This is a genomic window from Rhodococcus sp. 06-1474-1B, assembly GCF_002258885.1.
In the GTDB taxonomy this organism is placed as follows: Bacteria; Actinomycetota; Actinomycetes; order Mycobacteriales; family Mycobacteriaceae; genus Rhodococcoides; species Rhodococcoides fascians.
Genome location: NZ_NOYR01000008.1, coordinates 181,713 through 196,575, shown reverse-complemented (window position 1 = coordinate 196,575; position 14,863 = coordinate 181,713). Strand labels below are relative to the sequence as shown.

At 64.0% G+C, this 14,863-nt stretch carries 14 protein-coding genes; 4 read left to right on the top strand and 10 right to left on the bottom strand.

The genetic code is table 11. The features are described from left to right. Positions 1–184 precede the first annotated feature (184 nt). From CH266_RS02335 to CH266_RS02320, 4 genes are read right to left on the bottom strand one after another with little or no spacing between them, the layout of a single operon-like run. Positions 185–1,267 carry a glycerate kinase gene (locus CH266_RS02335; RefSeq protein ID WP_032364350.1) on the bottom strand — a complete coding sequence of 361 codons (1,083 nt, stop codon included), beginning with the start codon at positions 1,265–1,267 and terminating at the stop codon, positions 185–187. Then, positions 1,264–2,115: a sugar phosphate isomerase/epimerase family protein gene (locus tag CH266_RS02330; RefSeq protein ID WP_094714594.1), complete on the bottom strand. Its 852-nt coding sequence runs from the start codon at positions 2,113–2,115 to the stop codon at positions 1,264–1,266. Before CH266_RS02330 ends, CH266_RS02335 begins: the two co-directional genes overlap by 4 nt. Continuing rightward, positions 2,112–3,293, bottom strand: coding sequence for a dihydrodipicolinate synthase family protein (locus CH266_RS02325; protein WP_094714593.1), 1,182 nt, complete (start codon positions 3,291–3,293; stop codon positions 2,112–2,114). The genes CH266_RS02330 and CH266_RS02325 overlap by 4 nt, the downstream gene beginning before the upstream one ends. Next, on the bottom strand, positions 3,290–4,447 hold the full coding sequence (locus CH266_RS02320; protein ID WP_094714659.1) for a Gfo/Idh/MocA family protein: 1,158 nt from the start codon (positions 4,445–4,447) through the stop codon (positions 3,290–3,292). Before CH266_RS02320 ends, CH266_RS02325 begins: the two co-directional genes overlap by 4 nt. Positions 4,448–4,657: 210 nt before the next feature. Between CH266_RS02320 and CH266_RS02315 the strand changes: the two genes are divergently transcribed. The 4 genes from CH266_RS02315 (at position 4,658) to CH266_RS02300 (ending at position 8,554) form a co-directional block, all read left to right on the top strand. Then, entirely contained in the window at positions 4,658–5,686 is a 1,029-nt protein-coding gene (locus CH266_RS02315; protein WP_048320022.1) for a LacI family DNA-binding transcriptional regulator, read from the top strand. A 115-nt stretch (positions 5,687–5,801) separates the two neighbouring features. Next, positions 5,802–6,671, top strand: coding sequence for an ABC transporter permease (locus tag CH266_RS02310; protein WP_094714592.1), 870 nt, complete (start codon positions 5,802–5,804; stop codon positions 6,669–6,671). Between the two features lie 35 nt (positions 6,672–6,706). Continuing rightward, complete coding sequence (locus tag CH266_RS02305) at positions 6,707–7,735, top strand: ABC transporter substrate-binding protein (protein ID WP_094714591.1); 1,029 nt, start codon at positions 6,707–6,709, stop codon at positions 7,733–7,735. Between the two features lie 9 nt (positions 7,736–7,744). Continuing rightward, on the top strand, positions 7,745–8,554 hold the full coding sequence (locus CH266_RS02300; protein ID WP_094714590.1) for an ABC transporter ATP-binding protein: 810 nt from the start codon (positions 7,745–7,747) through the stop codon (positions 8,552–8,554). 102 nt (positions 8,555–8,656) lie between these two features. On the opposite strand, the gene CH266_RS02295 is transcribed toward CH266_RS02300, so the two are convergent. The 6 genes from CH266_RS02295 to CH266_RS02270 form a co-directional block, all read right to left on the bottom strand. Next, positions 8,657–9,493 carry an HpcH/HpaI aldolase/citrate lyase family protein gene (locus CH266_RS02295; protein WP_094714589.1) on the bottom strand — a complete coding sequence of 279 codons (837 nt, stop codon included), beginning with the start codon at positions 9,491–9,493 and terminating at the stop codon, positions 8,657–8,659. Continuing rightward, on the bottom strand, positions 9,490–10,653 hold the full coding sequence (locus tag CH266_RS02290) for an acyl-CoA dehydrogenase family protein (protein WP_032393088.1): 1,164 nt from the start codon (positions 10,651–10,653) through the stop codon (positions 9,490–9,492). Before CH266_RS02290 ends, CH266_RS02295 begins: the two co-directional genes overlap by 4 nt. A 24-nt stretch (positions 10,654–10,677) precedes the next feature. Next, positions 10,678–12,048, bottom strand: coding sequence for an MmgE/PrpD family protein (locus CH266_RS02285; protein WP_045840814.1), 1,371 nt, complete (start codon positions 12,046–12,048; stop codon positions 10,678–10,680). Next, entirely contained in the window at positions 12,045–13,262 is a 1,218-nt protein-coding gene (locus tag CH266_RS02280) for a CaiB/BaiF CoA transferase family protein (RefSeq protein ID WP_045840815.1), read from the bottom strand. Before CH266_RS02280 ends, CH266_RS02285 begins: the two co-directional genes overlap by 4 nt. Continuing rightward, positions 13,259–13,807: a MaoC family dehydratase gene (locus CH266_RS02275; protein WP_032368993.1), complete on the bottom strand. Its 549-nt coding sequence runs from the start codon at positions 13,805–13,807 to the stop codon at positions 13,259–13,261. Before CH266_RS02275 ends, CH266_RS02280 begins: the two co-directional genes overlap by 4 nt. Positions 13,808–13,938: 131 nt before the next feature. Continuing rightward, positions 13,939–14,673, bottom strand: coding sequence for a FadR/GntR family transcriptional regulator (locus CH266_RS02270; RefSeq protein ID WP_032364336.1), 735 nt, complete (start codon positions 14,671–14,673; stop codon positions 13,939–13,941). Positions 14,674–14,863: the final 190 nt, after the last annotated feature.

Here is a 14,863-nt window from a genome sequence, read left to right as displayed (position 1 = left end):
GGGCAGAGACATCGTCACTCAACGAGGTGTCCAGACCCCGTTCACGATTCACCGGCGAGGATAGATTCTGGCTCCTGCCGATGCAGATGGTTTTCCGCAACGAAGTACGGCACAACTTCATCCTCAGCGCCGGTGCCGCAGCAGCGGGCACCATCCGATCCGACGGCGTTTTCGGTGCCCCTCGCTATCGAACTTCGTGTGCCAGACGCCGTCCAGCGTCGATCAACCATTGTCGCGGATCCGCCATGGCGGCCTCACTGCTGCCGGCAAGGTCCGTCAGCGACACGGTCCGCACCTCGACGTCCGACTTCACCGCCCCGGCGACCACCACTACCGGAACCGAAGCGTCCGAACACATCTGAACTACATATCCGACGAGTTTGCCCGTCAGCGACGTGCGATCGAAGGTGCCCTCACCCGTCACCACGAGGTCGGCGGAAGAGACAGCAGCCGACAGTCCCGTCAGGTCCGACACCCGTTGCGCTCCGGCGGATACACGAGCCCCCAGCGCGCACAGCCCAAATGCGACCCCTCCCGCAGCACCGGTTCCCGGCATGGACGGGTCGGCCGGCAAGCCCGCATCGGCGAGCAGATCGGCCCAATACTCCAACGCTTCGTCGAGAGCCTCGATGTCAGCGGCCGACGCACCCTTCTGCGGCCCGAAGACGTGTGCGGCACCGTCGAGTCCGAACAAGACCGCGCGCGTATCGGTCAGCAATTCGATATCGGACGGCACCCCCGCGAGGCCCGACGCATCCACCGACCGGGCGGCCACCAGACCTGCACCGCCCTCCGGAACTTCCTGACCCGATTGGTCCAGCACCCGAACGCCAAGCGCCCGAAGCACTCCTAGCCCGCCGTCGGTCGACGCCGAGCCCCCGAGCGCTACCGTAATTCGATCCGAACCGCAGCCTCGAATGACCTCACCGAGCCCGCGGGTGGTCGCAGCAAATGCATTCAGCGACTCCATCATCGCGATGCCCGACGACTCCGAAAGCTCGATCACCGCCCGGCCGTTGTCGAGCATCAACCATCGCGCGTCGACCGGCCGACCGTCCGGGCCGCAGACACCGCGCACCGATGACCACGTCGAGTCTGCCGAGCACGCTGCGAGCACGTCGAGCGTCCCTTCGCCCCCATCTGCCTGCGGCATCGACACCAGGTCGTCACCCTTGCGGACAGCCGCCCACCCCTCGATCAGTGCCGCGGCGGCATCCACAGCGTCGATGGTGCCTTTGAAGGAATCGGGGGCGAAGAGAACTCTCATGCGATCAGACTGGGAAGAACCAGATCGCGGTAGCGCTGCTTCATCGTCTCGATCACCTGGTCTCCATCGGTCGCCCACACGGCAGCGTTGAAGATCTCCACTTCGACATCACCTCGGTACCCAGCGTCCTGAATTAATCGGCCGATGGATTCGAAGTCGATCACACCGTCTCCCATCATTCCGCGCGACAGAAGCGGGTCGGCCTCCATCGGCACCAGCCAGTCGCACACCTGGTACGAGCTGATGCGGCCACGGTCACCTGCCGTTCGGATCAATGACTCCAGGTCCGGATCCCACCACACGTGAAAGGTGTCGACCACGACGCCTACCGCTTCCACCGGATGCGGCTCGGCCATCGACAAAGCCTGTCCCAGTGTGGAGATGACAGCACGGTCGGCCGCGAACATCGGGTGCAGAGGTTCGAGCGCTATGCGAACCCCCCGCTCGAGTGCATACGGAACGAGCAGAGCCAGCCTCTCTTCCACCCGAGCCCGCGCTCCGACGAGGTCGCGATCGGGGATGCCACCCATGACCATCACGAGCTCGGGCGCTCCGAGTTCGGCGGCTTCGTCGAGAGCGCGACGGTTGTCATCGAGACCGTCGTCGTCGATCGCCGTGAGGAACCCACCGCGGCAGAGGCTCGACACCCGCAGACCGGCATCGGAGATGAGCTTGGCCGATTCGCTGACACCGGCCTCCTGAATCCGATCCCGCCACGGGGCCACCGCACCCAGCCCGGCTCGCGCGGCCCCGTCGACGGCTTGCTTCAGCGTCCAGCTATTCGTCGTCTTGGTGTTGAGAGATAGTGACGCGTAGGGGTTCTCGATATCGAACGGTAACAACTTCACGAGGACACTCCGTTCAGATCCAGGTATAGCCCCATACGATGCGCAGCCAGCGACGGATCCGACAAGAGCCCGGCGCGATCGGCGAGGACGAACAGCGTGGTCAGGTGTTCCACACTGCGACCCGACGACAGACCGCCCACCATCGAATAGCCCGGTTGCTTGCCGTTGAGCCACGACAGGAACGCAATCCCGGTCTTGTAGTAATAGGTGGGCGCGGCGAAGATATGGCGGCCGAGCTCCTGCGTCGAACGCAGAATGGTCTCGGCGCGTGCAGTGTTCCCGCGGTCGAGCTCCTGCAACGCCGTCGACGCCGCCGGGTAGATGCCGGCGAAGATGCCGAGTAGTGCATCCGAATGATGCTGTCCATCGCCGATGATCAGCTCGGGGTAGTTGAAGTCGTCGCCGGTGTAGAGGCGGACGCCTGCGGGCAGCCCGGCTCGTAGTTCGATCTCGTGCTGAGCGTCGAGCAACGACACCTTCACTCCGTCGACCTTGGCTGCGTGCGACTCGATCAGCCCGCGGAAGGTACCCGTAGCGGACGAAATGTCAGCGCTACCCCAGTATCCGGCGAGCGCGGGATCGAACATCGTTCCGAGCCAATGTAATACGACAGGCTGTTCGACTTCGTCGAGCAATGTCGAGTAGACGTGCAGATAGTCGTCGGGTGACGTCGCCACCCGAGCCAGGGCGCGTGAAGCCATGACGATGACCTTTGCTCCCGACTCGGTGACCACCGAGATCTGCTCGCGGTAGGCGTCGAGCACAGCAGCGAGACCGTCTTTGCCCGACGGCAGCCCGTTCAAGTCGAGTTGGTCCGTTCCCGCGCCGCAGGCGAGTGATCCTCCGACGCGAGCGGCCTCGGCTCCAGAGCGACTGATCAGCTCGGACGTAGCGGCCCAGTCCAGGCCCATGCCGCGCTGAGCGGTGTCCATCGCATCGGCGACACCCAATCCGTAGGACCAGAGTTCATGGCGGTACGCCATGGTGGCGTCCCAGTCGATGTCGGCGGGTGCCCCCGGGGTGTTGTCTCCTGTGGCCCTGGGGATCACGTGCGCTGCGGCATATGCGACGCGTGAGGTGATGGGGGCGGTGGGCTTGGTCCACTCACCCGGTTCGCCGAGCGCGTAGACCCCGCGGCCGGGGAGGGTGATCGACACCCTGGAGTCGACGGCGGTCACAGCGCGATTTCCGGGACCTCGAGGCGACGGCCCTCGGCGGAGGATCGCAAACCGAGCTCGGCCAGCTGCACACCGCGGGCAGCGGAGAGCAGACCGTAGCGGTGCGGCCGTTCAGCGACGACGTCGCGCAGGAACTCTTCCCATTGCAACTTGAACCCGTTGTCCAAGTCCGCGTTCGCGGGAACCTCGAGCCACTGGTCGCGGAACGGTTCGGTGACGGGCAGATCTGGATTCCATACAGGCTTCGGGGTGTGCGAACGATGCTGGGCGACGCAGTTGCGCAACCCCGCGACCGCCGATCCGTGCGTGCCGTCGATCTGGAATTCGACCAGTTCGTCTCGGAACACTCGCACCGCCCACGACGAGTTGATTTGGGCGACAACGCCGTTCTCCATCTCGAAGATGCCGTAGGCGGCGTCGTCTGCGGTGGCGGCGTATTCGTTGCCCTGCTCGTCCCAGCGCGTCGGGATGTGAGTGGCGGTCTTGGCGGTGACGGTCTCGACCTTGCCGAGTATGCCTTCGAGCACGTAGTTCCAGTGGCAGAACATGTCGACGACGATGCCGCCGCCATCCTCGGCCCGGTAATTCCAGCTGGGGCGTTGGGCGGGCTGACCGTCGCCCTCGAAGACCCAGTAGCCGAATTCGCCGCGCAAGGAGAGGATGCGGCCGAAGAATCCTTCGTCGACGAGCCGCTTGAGCTTGACGAGTCCGGGGAGGTAGAGCTTGTCGTGTACGACGCCGGCCGTGATGCCCGCGTTCTGCCCGATGCGGGCCAGTTCGATTGCTTGTGTGAGCGTTTCGGCGGTCGGCTTCTCGGTGAAGATGTGCTTTCCGGCCTTCATCGCCGATGACAATGCCTCGGCGCGCCGTGAGGTGACCTGGGCGTCGAAGTAGATGTCGATGGACGTGTCGTCGATGACGGATGAGCTGTCGGTGGTGTGCTCGGCGATACCGTGCCGGGTGCAGAGCTCCTGGAGCTTGGCTTCGTTGCGGCCGACCAGGATTGGCTCGACCTGGACGCGTGTGCCGTCGTCGAGCAGAAGTCCGCCGGCGTCGCGAATGGGCAGGATGGAGCGAAGGAGATGCTGACGGTAGCCCATGCGGCCGGTGACGCCGTTCATGGCGATGCGCAAGGTACGGGTGGGTGTGGGCATGAGCATTGCCCTTTCTGTGCACGGATGGCGTGGAATCACGGACGGCGGCGAGCCATGACGGATGGGGCCGCGTCGACGGTGTGGCGGAGGTCCACTACGCGTCGTGAGGGAAAGCCAGCTTCGGAATGCGCTTTCCAAGCTATGCTGTCGGAGTCGATCGGTCAAGAGCCGACCGTCGATTGCAACGATTTCGCAGGGGGTGAGGGGTGTATGGCTGCAGTACGACTCAGCGATGTGGCCGCGGCGGCGGGCGTCTCGCAGGCCACAGCGTCGCGGGTGCTCAACGGCTCGTCACGAGTGCCCGGCGAGGGTGTGGCCGATCGCGTGCGCGCAGCTGCGGCCGATCTCGGCTACATCGCCAACGCTCAGGCCCAGGCGCTGGCCCGGTCGTCGACGGGCTTGATCGGGCTCGTGGTGCACGACGTGGCCGATCCGTACTTCTCATCCATCGTCCGCGGCGTGCAGAACGAGGCGCGCGACGCCGGCAAGCTGGTACTTCTGGCCAGCACGGAGCGCGATTTCGCTCTCGAACGGCAGTCGGTCGCCACCTTCATCTCGCACCGCGCCGACGCCATCATCCTGGCCGGCTCGAGGCAGAGCGGTGACTTGGACCGAGCACTGGAACAGGAGTTCGCGGCATACCGCGACAACGGCGGCAGGGTGGTGGTGATCGGGCAACCGGTACCGTTCGCCTCTGCGGTCGAACCCGAGAACTTCGCCGCATCAGCGGCTTTGGCGCAGGCCCTGCACGAGCACGGCCATCGTCGCTTTGCGATCATCGGCGGCCCAGGAAACATCCGGACCTCGGCCGATCGTCGTAACGGCTTCGTCGAGACCCTGTGCACCTACGGCATCACACCGGAGATCGAAGTGGCCGGAGACTTCTCGCGAGACGGTGGCTACAGCGCCGCGCGGCGTCTGGCGGCTGCGCTCGAACTCTCCCCCGGCCACGGCGCTCCACCGTGCGTGTTCGCAGTAACCGACGTCATGGCCATCGGGGCAATCGCAGCATGGCGTGAGCTGGGCCTGAGCGTCCCGGAGGACGTTTGCGTCGCCGGATTCGACGACATTCCTACACTGCGCGATCACTCCCCGAGCCTGACCACCGTCGCCCTGTCGTTGGTGGACATCGGCGAGCGAGCCGTTCAGCTCGCCCTCGACCCGGACAGTCGCCCGGGCAGTCGTGAGTGGGCACCGGGCACCGTAGTCCTGCGACGCAGCACCTCTCTGAACAGCTGAATGTCCGAATTGCTTGACACTGTGGGCGCGATCACACTACGTTGAGCGACAGCTTCGGAAAGCGCATTCCAGCGGGAGTAGACGGACCCGCCTCCTACTAGATCGAGGACTGCATATGACGACAACATCGTCGGTCGAAGTCCGTTCTGCCACTGCGTCGGTTCCTCAACCCGCACCGACCCGTCGTCGACGGTTCCCTTCGTTCCGCAATACCTGGTCCGGCCTCTGGCGACCTCTGGCCCTCGTGGCTGTGCTCGTCGCCGCATGGTGGGCCGTCACCGCCTCCGAACTCGTTGCGCCCTATATTCTTCCGTCACCCGGTGACACGTGGTCGACGATGGTGGACAACGCGTCCTACCTCGCCGGCCACACCTGGGTGACAACGTACGAAACAGTCGCCGGCTTCATCATCGCCAGCGGCGTCGGAATCGCCGTCGCGGTGGTGATGATCTACTCGTCCTCGATCGAGAAGACGATGTACCCACTGATCCTGTTCGCGCAGGTGATCCCGAAGATCGCTATCGCGCCACTGTTCGTCGTGTGGCTCGGCTTCGGTCCCAGCCCCAAGATCCTCGTGGCCGTCCTCATGGCCTTCTTCCCCATCGTCATCGCCGGAATGGCGGGATTGCGTTCCGTCGATCCCGAGATCCTCGAACTCACATCGACGATGGGTGCGAGCAAATGGAAGACGTTCTGCAAGGTGCGTTTTCCGGCGTCGTTGCCGCAGCTGATGTCCGGCCTCAAGATCGCCGCAACACTCGCGGTGACCGGAGCGGTGGTCGGTGAATTCGTCGGGGCCAACGAAGGTCTGGGGTACGTGATACTCCAGGCCAACGGAAACATAGACACGGCAATGCTTTTCGCCGCACTCATCATCATGTCCCTGCTCGGCATCGTGCTCTTCCTGATCATCGAGATCGCCGAGAAGTTCCTCATCCCCTGGCACGCATCGCGTCGCTCCACCGCGTCCGTCGGCGCTGTGTGACCCGCTCGCTCTCCCTCCATCGAAGGACACATTCCATGAAGCTCAAGAACGTTCTGGTGGCGACCGTCGCGTCGTCCGCTCTCGTACTCGCCGGATGCAGCGCAGGAGGTGGAGGCGAGGAAAAGGCCCCGGGTGCCGACGGTGACACCACCGCGACCTCGCTGATGCTCAATTGGTATCCCTACGGCGAGCACGCCCCGTTCTACTACGGCGTGCAAGAAGGGATCTTCGCCGAGCACGGTATCGATCTCACCATCACTGCGGGCCAGGGCTCGACCAAGACCGCACAGGCAGCGGGTTCGAACCAGACCGATTTCGGCTGGGCCGACACTGCGGCCGTGATGTCCAACATCGACAAGGGCGTCAAGGTCAAGAGCCTGGGCGTATTCCTGCAGACGACGCCGTCGGCTGTGCAGGTCTACGCTGACGGACCTATTCAGACCACCGCCGACCTCGCCGGAAAGACCATCGCCGTCTCCGCCGGGGATGCGCCCACCACGACATTCCCCATCTTCCTCGACCGCGTCGGCGTTCCCGAGGACCAAGTTCAGCAGCAGAGTCTGGACTCCGCAGGCAAGATCGCCGCGATGCTCTCGGGTCAGGTCGACGGTCTCATCGGCTTCGCACACGACCAGGGTCCCAACATCGCGAACAAGTCCGGACGCGAGATGCGCTACCTCCGCTACTCCGATGAGGGCCTGAACTTCTACAGCAACGGCCTCATCGCCAACACGTCGACCATCGAGCGTTCCCCCGAGCTCGTTCAGGCCATGGTCGACGCCACCCGCGAATCGTTCGAGGCAGCCATCGCCAATCCTGAAGCAGCCGTGGCATCGATGGTCGGCAAGGACCCGCAGACTCCGCCGGAGTCGGTGCTTCTGCAGCAGTGGCAGGAAACCATTCCGCTACTCACCACCGACAACACCGAAGGAATGGATCCGGGTGTCAACAGCGACGAGGACTGGGCCAACACCATCAGCATCCTCAGCGATGCCGGACTCACCGAGGCTGGAGCCGAGTCTTCGACGTATTGGGACTCGACCTTCACCTCCAACGAGGAATGAGACGTGACCATGAATGCGATCACCAGTGAACGGCCTCCCACCGTGACGGACACCGCGGTCTCTGTCGACAACCTCACCGTCCAGTTCTCGTCCAAACGAGGTGACGTGACCGCTCTCTCCGATGTCGACCTCCGGGTCGGGAAGGGTGAATTCGTCTCCATCGCAGGGCCTTCCGGTTGCGGCAAGTCCACCCTCCTCAAAGTGGTCGCCGGCCTCACCGGTGCTTCACGTGGGTCGGTCCAGCTGGTCGGTAAGGAGGTCAAGGGCCCGCAACGTAACATCGGCTACGTCTTCCAGCGTGCTGCACTGCTCGAATGGCGGACCGTGCGCAAGAACATTCTGCTTCAGGGTGAGATGCGCGGGATGAACAAGAAGGCAGCGGCCGCGAGGGCCGATCAGCTCATCGACATGACCGGGTTGAGCGGTTTCGAGGGAGCACTTCCCCATGAGCTGTCCGGCGGCATGCAGCAGCGCGTATCGCTGTGCCGGGCATTGCTTCACGAACCCGAAGTGTTGCTCATGGACGAGCCTTTCGGAGCGCTGGACGCTCTCACCCGCGAGAAGATGAACGTCGAGCTACACCGCATCTGGCGGGAAACCGGAACGACGGTCATACTCGTCACCCACTCCGTGGCCGAAGCGGTGTACCTAGCCAACCGAGTGGTCGTCATGAGCCCGCGGCCCGGACGAATAGTCGATATCCTCAACGTCGACCTGCCGACACACCGCGACTACAGCGCAACGATGGAGAAACCCGAGTTCATCAGTGTTGCAAACACTGTGCGAGATCTCCTGGGAGCGACAACGAGCGCAGACTGATCACCACCGCAAGAGGCCCTGCAGACTTCGATGGTCTGCAGGGCCACTTGCCGTCGTGACAGCCGGAGTTCACGTGTTTCTTGTTCTCTGACGTCGAGCTTGTCAGCTCCGCGCCATCGACTCCCGCGCGGCTCCTCTCTCCACCACTCGTCGAGCGGTTCGGGCAACAGCCTCGTCGATCAGAAATCCCTTGCTGTCTACGGCCACACCCGAAGTGGCACGTTCCAAGTCGGCCAACAGTTGCTCTGCCTCGAGAACTTCCGACTCCGACGGCACGAACACCGTTCGCACCGGCGCGAGTTGAGCCGGATGAATACACGCACGACCGACGAATCCGAGACCGGCCAGCGCACGAGTGTCGGCCTCGAACGCATCGGCATCGCGGAAGTTTCGCGACACCGCAGCAGGCGGTGGATCGATCCCCGCCGCCACGCTGGCTGCGACCACCTGAGCCCGCACGAACGACAGTGACTCCGCCGAGCCGTCGACGCCCAGATCCGCGGCGAGGTCCACTTCCCCGATCTGGAGAAACTTGACCCGAGGAGCACGGGCGATCTCGAGAGCGGCGAACACTCCGGCGGCTGTCTCGATGAGAGGCGAGACCACCGCGTCACTGCCACTCAGTAGAGCGTCGGCCTGTTCGATCTCCCGAGCAGAGGACACCTTCGGGAGCCAGATGCCCGTCAGGTTTGGGTGCAGCACCGCCCGAATATCGTCCTCCTGCATCGGCCCTGGGTTCACCCGCACCCAAATCTGCACGTCACCCGGATCGCAGGCAGCAACCCACTCGGCCACCGTCGCGCGGGCGTGACCCTTGTTCGCCGCGGTGACGGCGTCCTCCAGATCCAGCACCACCGCGTCCGTGCCCGACACCAATGCTTTGTCGAAGCGCTCCGGCACGTCCCCCGGAACGTAGAGGTACGTCAGAGCCGACCTCATCCGATGACACCCGTTCCCGCTACGAGGGACTTGGCAATGACGGTGCGCATGATGTCGTTGGTGCCCTCACCGATGGCCATGAGAGGCGCATCGCGGTAGAGACGCTCGACGACGAACTCGGTGGAGTATCCGTAGCCACCGTGGATGCGCATCGCTTCGAGGCTGGCGGTGATGGCGGCCTCGGACGCGAAGTACTTCGCCATGCCCGCTTCCATGTCCACGCGCTTACCCGAATCCGCCTGCGACGCCGCCCAGTACGTCATCAAGCGTGCGGCCTGCAGCTGGGTCGCGATGTCGGCAATCTTGAGCTGGATGGCCTGGAACTCGGCGATGGGCTGACCGAATGCGGTGCGCTGCTTGGCGTATTCGAGGGCGGCGTCGTAGGCAGCCTGCGCGATGCCGACGCTGCGGCCGGCGATGTTGAGACGGCCGATCTCGAGACCCGACAGTGCCTGCTGCAGACCGCGACCCTCGACGCCACCGAGCACTGCGTCGACGGGAACGCGTACGTCGGTGAACGTGATCTCACACGATTCGGTTCCCTTGTAGCCGAGCTTGCCCATGTCGCGCTGTACCTCGAACCCGTCGGTCGTGGTGTCGATCAGCAACAGCGACATGCCCTTGTGTGCCGGTGTAGTCGTGGTGTCGGTCTTCACCAGTACCGGAAGCACATTCGCGTGCCGTGCGTTGGTGATCCACGTCTTGGCACCGTTGACGACGTAGTGGTCGCCGTCGCGTTTGGCGGTGGTCTTGATGCCCTGCAGGTCGGTGCCGGCACCGGGCTCGGTCAGACCGACACCCGTACGCCATTCACCCGACGCAAGCTTGGGCAGCAGAGTCTTCTTCTGCTCCTCGGTGCCGTGCTTGCCGATCATCCAGCACGAGAGGTTGTGGCTGCCGAGAATGCCGGCCACACCCATCCATCCGCGGGCCAGCTCCTCGTACACCAGGGTGAACGACACCTTGTCGAGGTCGAGCCCGCCGTACTCCTCCGGCGTCGTGATCCCGAACAGGCCCATGGCCTTCATGTGCTCGACGATCTCGGTGGGGTACCGTCCCGTCTTCTCCCACTCGTTCGCGACGGGGATGATTTCCTTGTCGACGAAGGTGCGCAATGCTTTCCGGAAGGCCGTCTGCTGCTCGTCGTACGTGAAGTCCATGATGATGTCCTGTCGGTTGGAGTTTCAGGTGGCCGGCGCGATGGCTGCGGCGAGATCGAGAATGGCGGTCAAGTCGGTTTCGTCGACCAACCCGAGGACGCGGTCGGCCAGCTCGGTGGCACGAGAGTCGTTGCCACAGTTGGCGAGAAACTTCTCCAGCAGACGGTCGTCGCTCAACGGGAACCCGGCGGATCCCTGACTGCCGCCGACGGAGGCGTCGAGCACTCGACCGTCGGCGAGCGTGAGAACCGCCCTGCCCGACGCGGCGGCCGCGGGAACCTCGGACGGGAGGTTCGTCACCCGCACCTTGCGGGCAGTGACGAGAACGTCCTCACGCGCGATGGATTCGTCGGTGTAGGTCGAGACGGTGATCGCGCCGTCGTGCAGCAGCGCGGCCACACTCCACGGCAGATCGAACTTGCCGTCGTAGGTGCTGCGCGGGGACGCGACCCCGGTGTTCGGTCCGCAGACGAACGGACTCGAATCGGGGTGCACGAAGACCTCGATGTCGGCGATCTCGCCTACGTGAACCGTATTGTCCGCGAGTGCTTCCGATACCGCGTCGAGCGTCACGTGCATCAGCTGGCAACTCGGATACGGCTTGATTCCGATTCGGGTGGCTTCCCACCGCGTGCCGAGCCCCTCCGTCAACGCCGCGAAGTTCGTCGGCCGATCGGTCAACGCAGCGTAGATTCCGCGTCGACCTTCCAGCACCGACGACGGTCCCGTGGCACCGGCAGCGGCGAGCCGGGCGGCCAGCACACCGTTCATGCTCGCCGATCCGGGATGCAGTGCCTTGGTGTCGGCGTCGGTATCGAGAAACTCGAGCAGCCCCGAGCTGGACGACCCGGCGATCCCCAGGGCGTTGACCAGTGTTTCGGTGTCGAACTTCGAGAGGTGGCCGGCTACGAGCGCGGCGGTCAACGGACCCACCGCGGCGGTCGCATGAACACCCCGAGCGTGAAACCCGTGCGGGCTCACTTCACCGAGGCGACAAGCGGTTTCGAGTCCGAGAGCCGCGGCGGTCAGCACATCGGCACCCGAGGCCGACACTTGCTGTCCGACGGCGAATGCCGCAGGAAGCGATACCGCCGTCGCGTGCACCAGTGCGCCCGCATGAGTGTCGTCGAAGTCCAGGGAGTGCAGCATCACCCCGGTCGCGAAGGCGGCTGCCGGCGCAGACAGGCCTCGTGTACCGGTGAGGGGCCGCGCCTCCGGTGGGCCGCCGAGAGCATCGGCCACGGTCCAGCCCGGTCGACCGTAGCCGAGCCGTTGGGCCGCAACGGTATTACCCACGCCATCGAGAAGGTGCCGCGCAGCAGCGTGCCGGACGTCCTCGGACAGATCGGCGACGGTCACACTCGATGCCCACTCCGCCAAGATCGTCGAGGTCACGCCCGCACCTCGTCCTTCGCCGTACCGAACGCACCCTCCGCCTTCAGTTTCGCGACGCGTTCGTCGTCGTAGCCCAGTTGGTCACGCACGATGTCGTCGAAGTGCTCGTTGCGCTGCGGCGCTCGGCGGTACTGCTTGGCCTCGGCACCGAAATTCACCGGTGACGCGACCTGACGCACCGTGTCGTACACCGGATGCTCGGTCTCGACCACGAGATTGCGTGCGAGCGTGTGAGGTTCGGTCAGTGCGTGCTCGACGTCGTTGATCGGACCGGAAGGCACCCCGGCCGGGCCGAGCTTAGAGAGCCAGTGATCGACGGTATTCGTGGCGAACACCTCTTCCAGGATCGGCAGCAGCACGTCCTGATGCTTGCCACGAAGCGAGAAGTTGCTGAACCGCGGATCGGCACCGAGATCCGGGCGATCGATGGCGACGACGAGCCGGTCCCAGAACTTCTCCTTCGCGCAGCCGACGATGAGCCAGCCGTCTGTTGCCTCGAAGGCCTGGAACGGCACCAAGGACGGGTGAGCGGAGTTCTTCGTGCGGATCGGCTCGAAGCCAGCGTTGAGATGCCACGTCGCGGGATACGTGAGTAGCGACATCGCCGTGTCGTACAGCGAGACATCGCAGTCACCGCCGACGCCATCGCGCTTGGCCGCGTGCAATCCCGACAGCAGCGAGATCGCGGCGACGAATCCACCGGAGTAGTCGACCAGTGACAGACCGGATTTGGTGGGCGGGCCGTCCGGGTCGCCGGTCACACTCATCCAGCCGGCGAGACCCTGCAGAATGTAGTCGTAGCCAGGCTCTTTGGAGCGAGGGCCGGTCATACCGAAGCCGGTGAGGCTGCAGCACACGATCGCGGGATTGAGATGCTTGAGCTGGTCGTAGGTGATACCGATCTTCTCCGGCACATCACCACGCAGGTTGGAGTAGACGGCGTCGCTGGTACGAACGAGATCCTCGAACACCGCTCGCCCACTCGGGGTCGAGAGGTCAAGGGACAGGGAACGTTTGTTGCGGTTGAAGCTCTCGAAAAACAGCGAGTCCTCGCCCTCGTTGTAGGGCGGGACGTACCGTCCGACGTCGCCGCCGACGCTGGGGTCCTCGATCTTGATGACGTCCGCGCCGAGGTCGGCCAGGTGCAAGCTACCGAACGGGCCTGCGCCGTACTGCTCGAGGGAAATGATGCGTACGTCTTCGAGTGGCCTCATGCGTCGGAATCCTTAGTCTGGGGAAGTTCGAGCGGTCCGTTCTGCGCTTCGGGAAAGTAGTTCTGCCCGATGCCACTGTCGCGGGTTGCGACCATGACCGAGCGCTTCCACGAAATGACCTCGACGCCATCCTGATTGAGGCCGCGGGTGATCATCGAGACGATGCCGGCGTAGGGGCGTGACTCGGACTTGCGCAGCCCGGTACAGATGCTTTCGGCGTACAGGGTGTCGCCTGCATAGACCGGGTGGGACATCTTGATGTCGGTGAAGGCGAGGTTGGAGATCGCGTTCTGGCTCATGTCGATCACCGAAAGTCCCAGCACCACAGAGACTGTGAAGCCGGAGTTGACGATGACCTTCCCATCGGTGATGGGGTTCTGCGACGCCAGATGCGCGTTGAAGTGGTTCTGGTTGGTGTTGAGCGACAGCAGCGTGATCCACGTGTTGTCGGTCTCCGTGATCGTCCGCCCGAAGGGATGTTGGTAGACGTCCCCCACGGTGTAGTCGTCGAAGAAGCGCCCCAGAACGGCCGGATGGATTGCCACCGTGTCTCCTCGTGTCGGTTTGGCGAGTGCCTTACCTAGACCATAAACATCAGATGTTTACGGCGTCAAGGGTTCGAGAAAACCGGCAATCGGCAGACTTCACCTGAATCGACTCGGTAAAGAGCAGATGTTTACGGATTACGAAGTCGATCCATCTGTCGGTACGAGTCACCGAGGTGGTCGAGATGCTTACGCATCAGATCCATGGCGGCCATCGAGTCACCGGCCTCCACCACGTCGAGCAGTCCCCGGTGGTCGCTGTCGACGCACTGCCAGAAGCCCTCGGGCGCATGGTCACGACCGAATCGACCGGACAGGACACGGAAGACGGGTGCAGTGATGAGCTCGAGCAGCGGATTGTGGGCCGCGCGCAGCAAGACGAGGTGGAATTCCTGGTTCTTGGCGAACGTCTCGGGTCCCTGCACTTGATTGGGATCGAAGATGGTCGCGTTGAGCTGCTCGAGATGCTCGTCGGTGCGGCGGAACGCGGCAATGCCCGCCGCCGGAACCTCCATCAGGTTGCGCACTTCCATGAGCTGGTCGACGGTGACAGTCTCCGCGGCAGCCATTAGAGCGACACCGGTTTCCAGGTGCTCACTGATGTGTCCAACACTGGGGACGGCGACGAAGCTTCCCCCGGTCACTCCCCTGGTCGTCTCGATCAGGTTCTGGCTGGCCAGGGACCGGAGCGCTTCACGAATAGTGCTACGCCCGACGCCGAATTCGGCGGTGAGCTCGGCTTCGCCGGGTAGCCGCTCTCCCGGCTGCAGCTCACCGGAGAGAATGCGGCTCCGAAGATGGCCGGCGAGAACCGCATACGCGGGGACACTCTTGGCGGTCGCCTTGAGCGGAGCCGATTGGGCCACGTCTTCCCCCTGATGTCGCTCGACTGTTTCTACTGACCGGTCGGCTCGAGCTTAGCGTGACCGATGCCCCGAGATGCGGAGATCGCAACCCTCGATACATCCGCTTTTTAGCAAGAAACCACGCATACCGACGCGAATCTAGGCCGATATCTGGACAAAACCGACGCAATACATCAGAGGTATTGCTTTT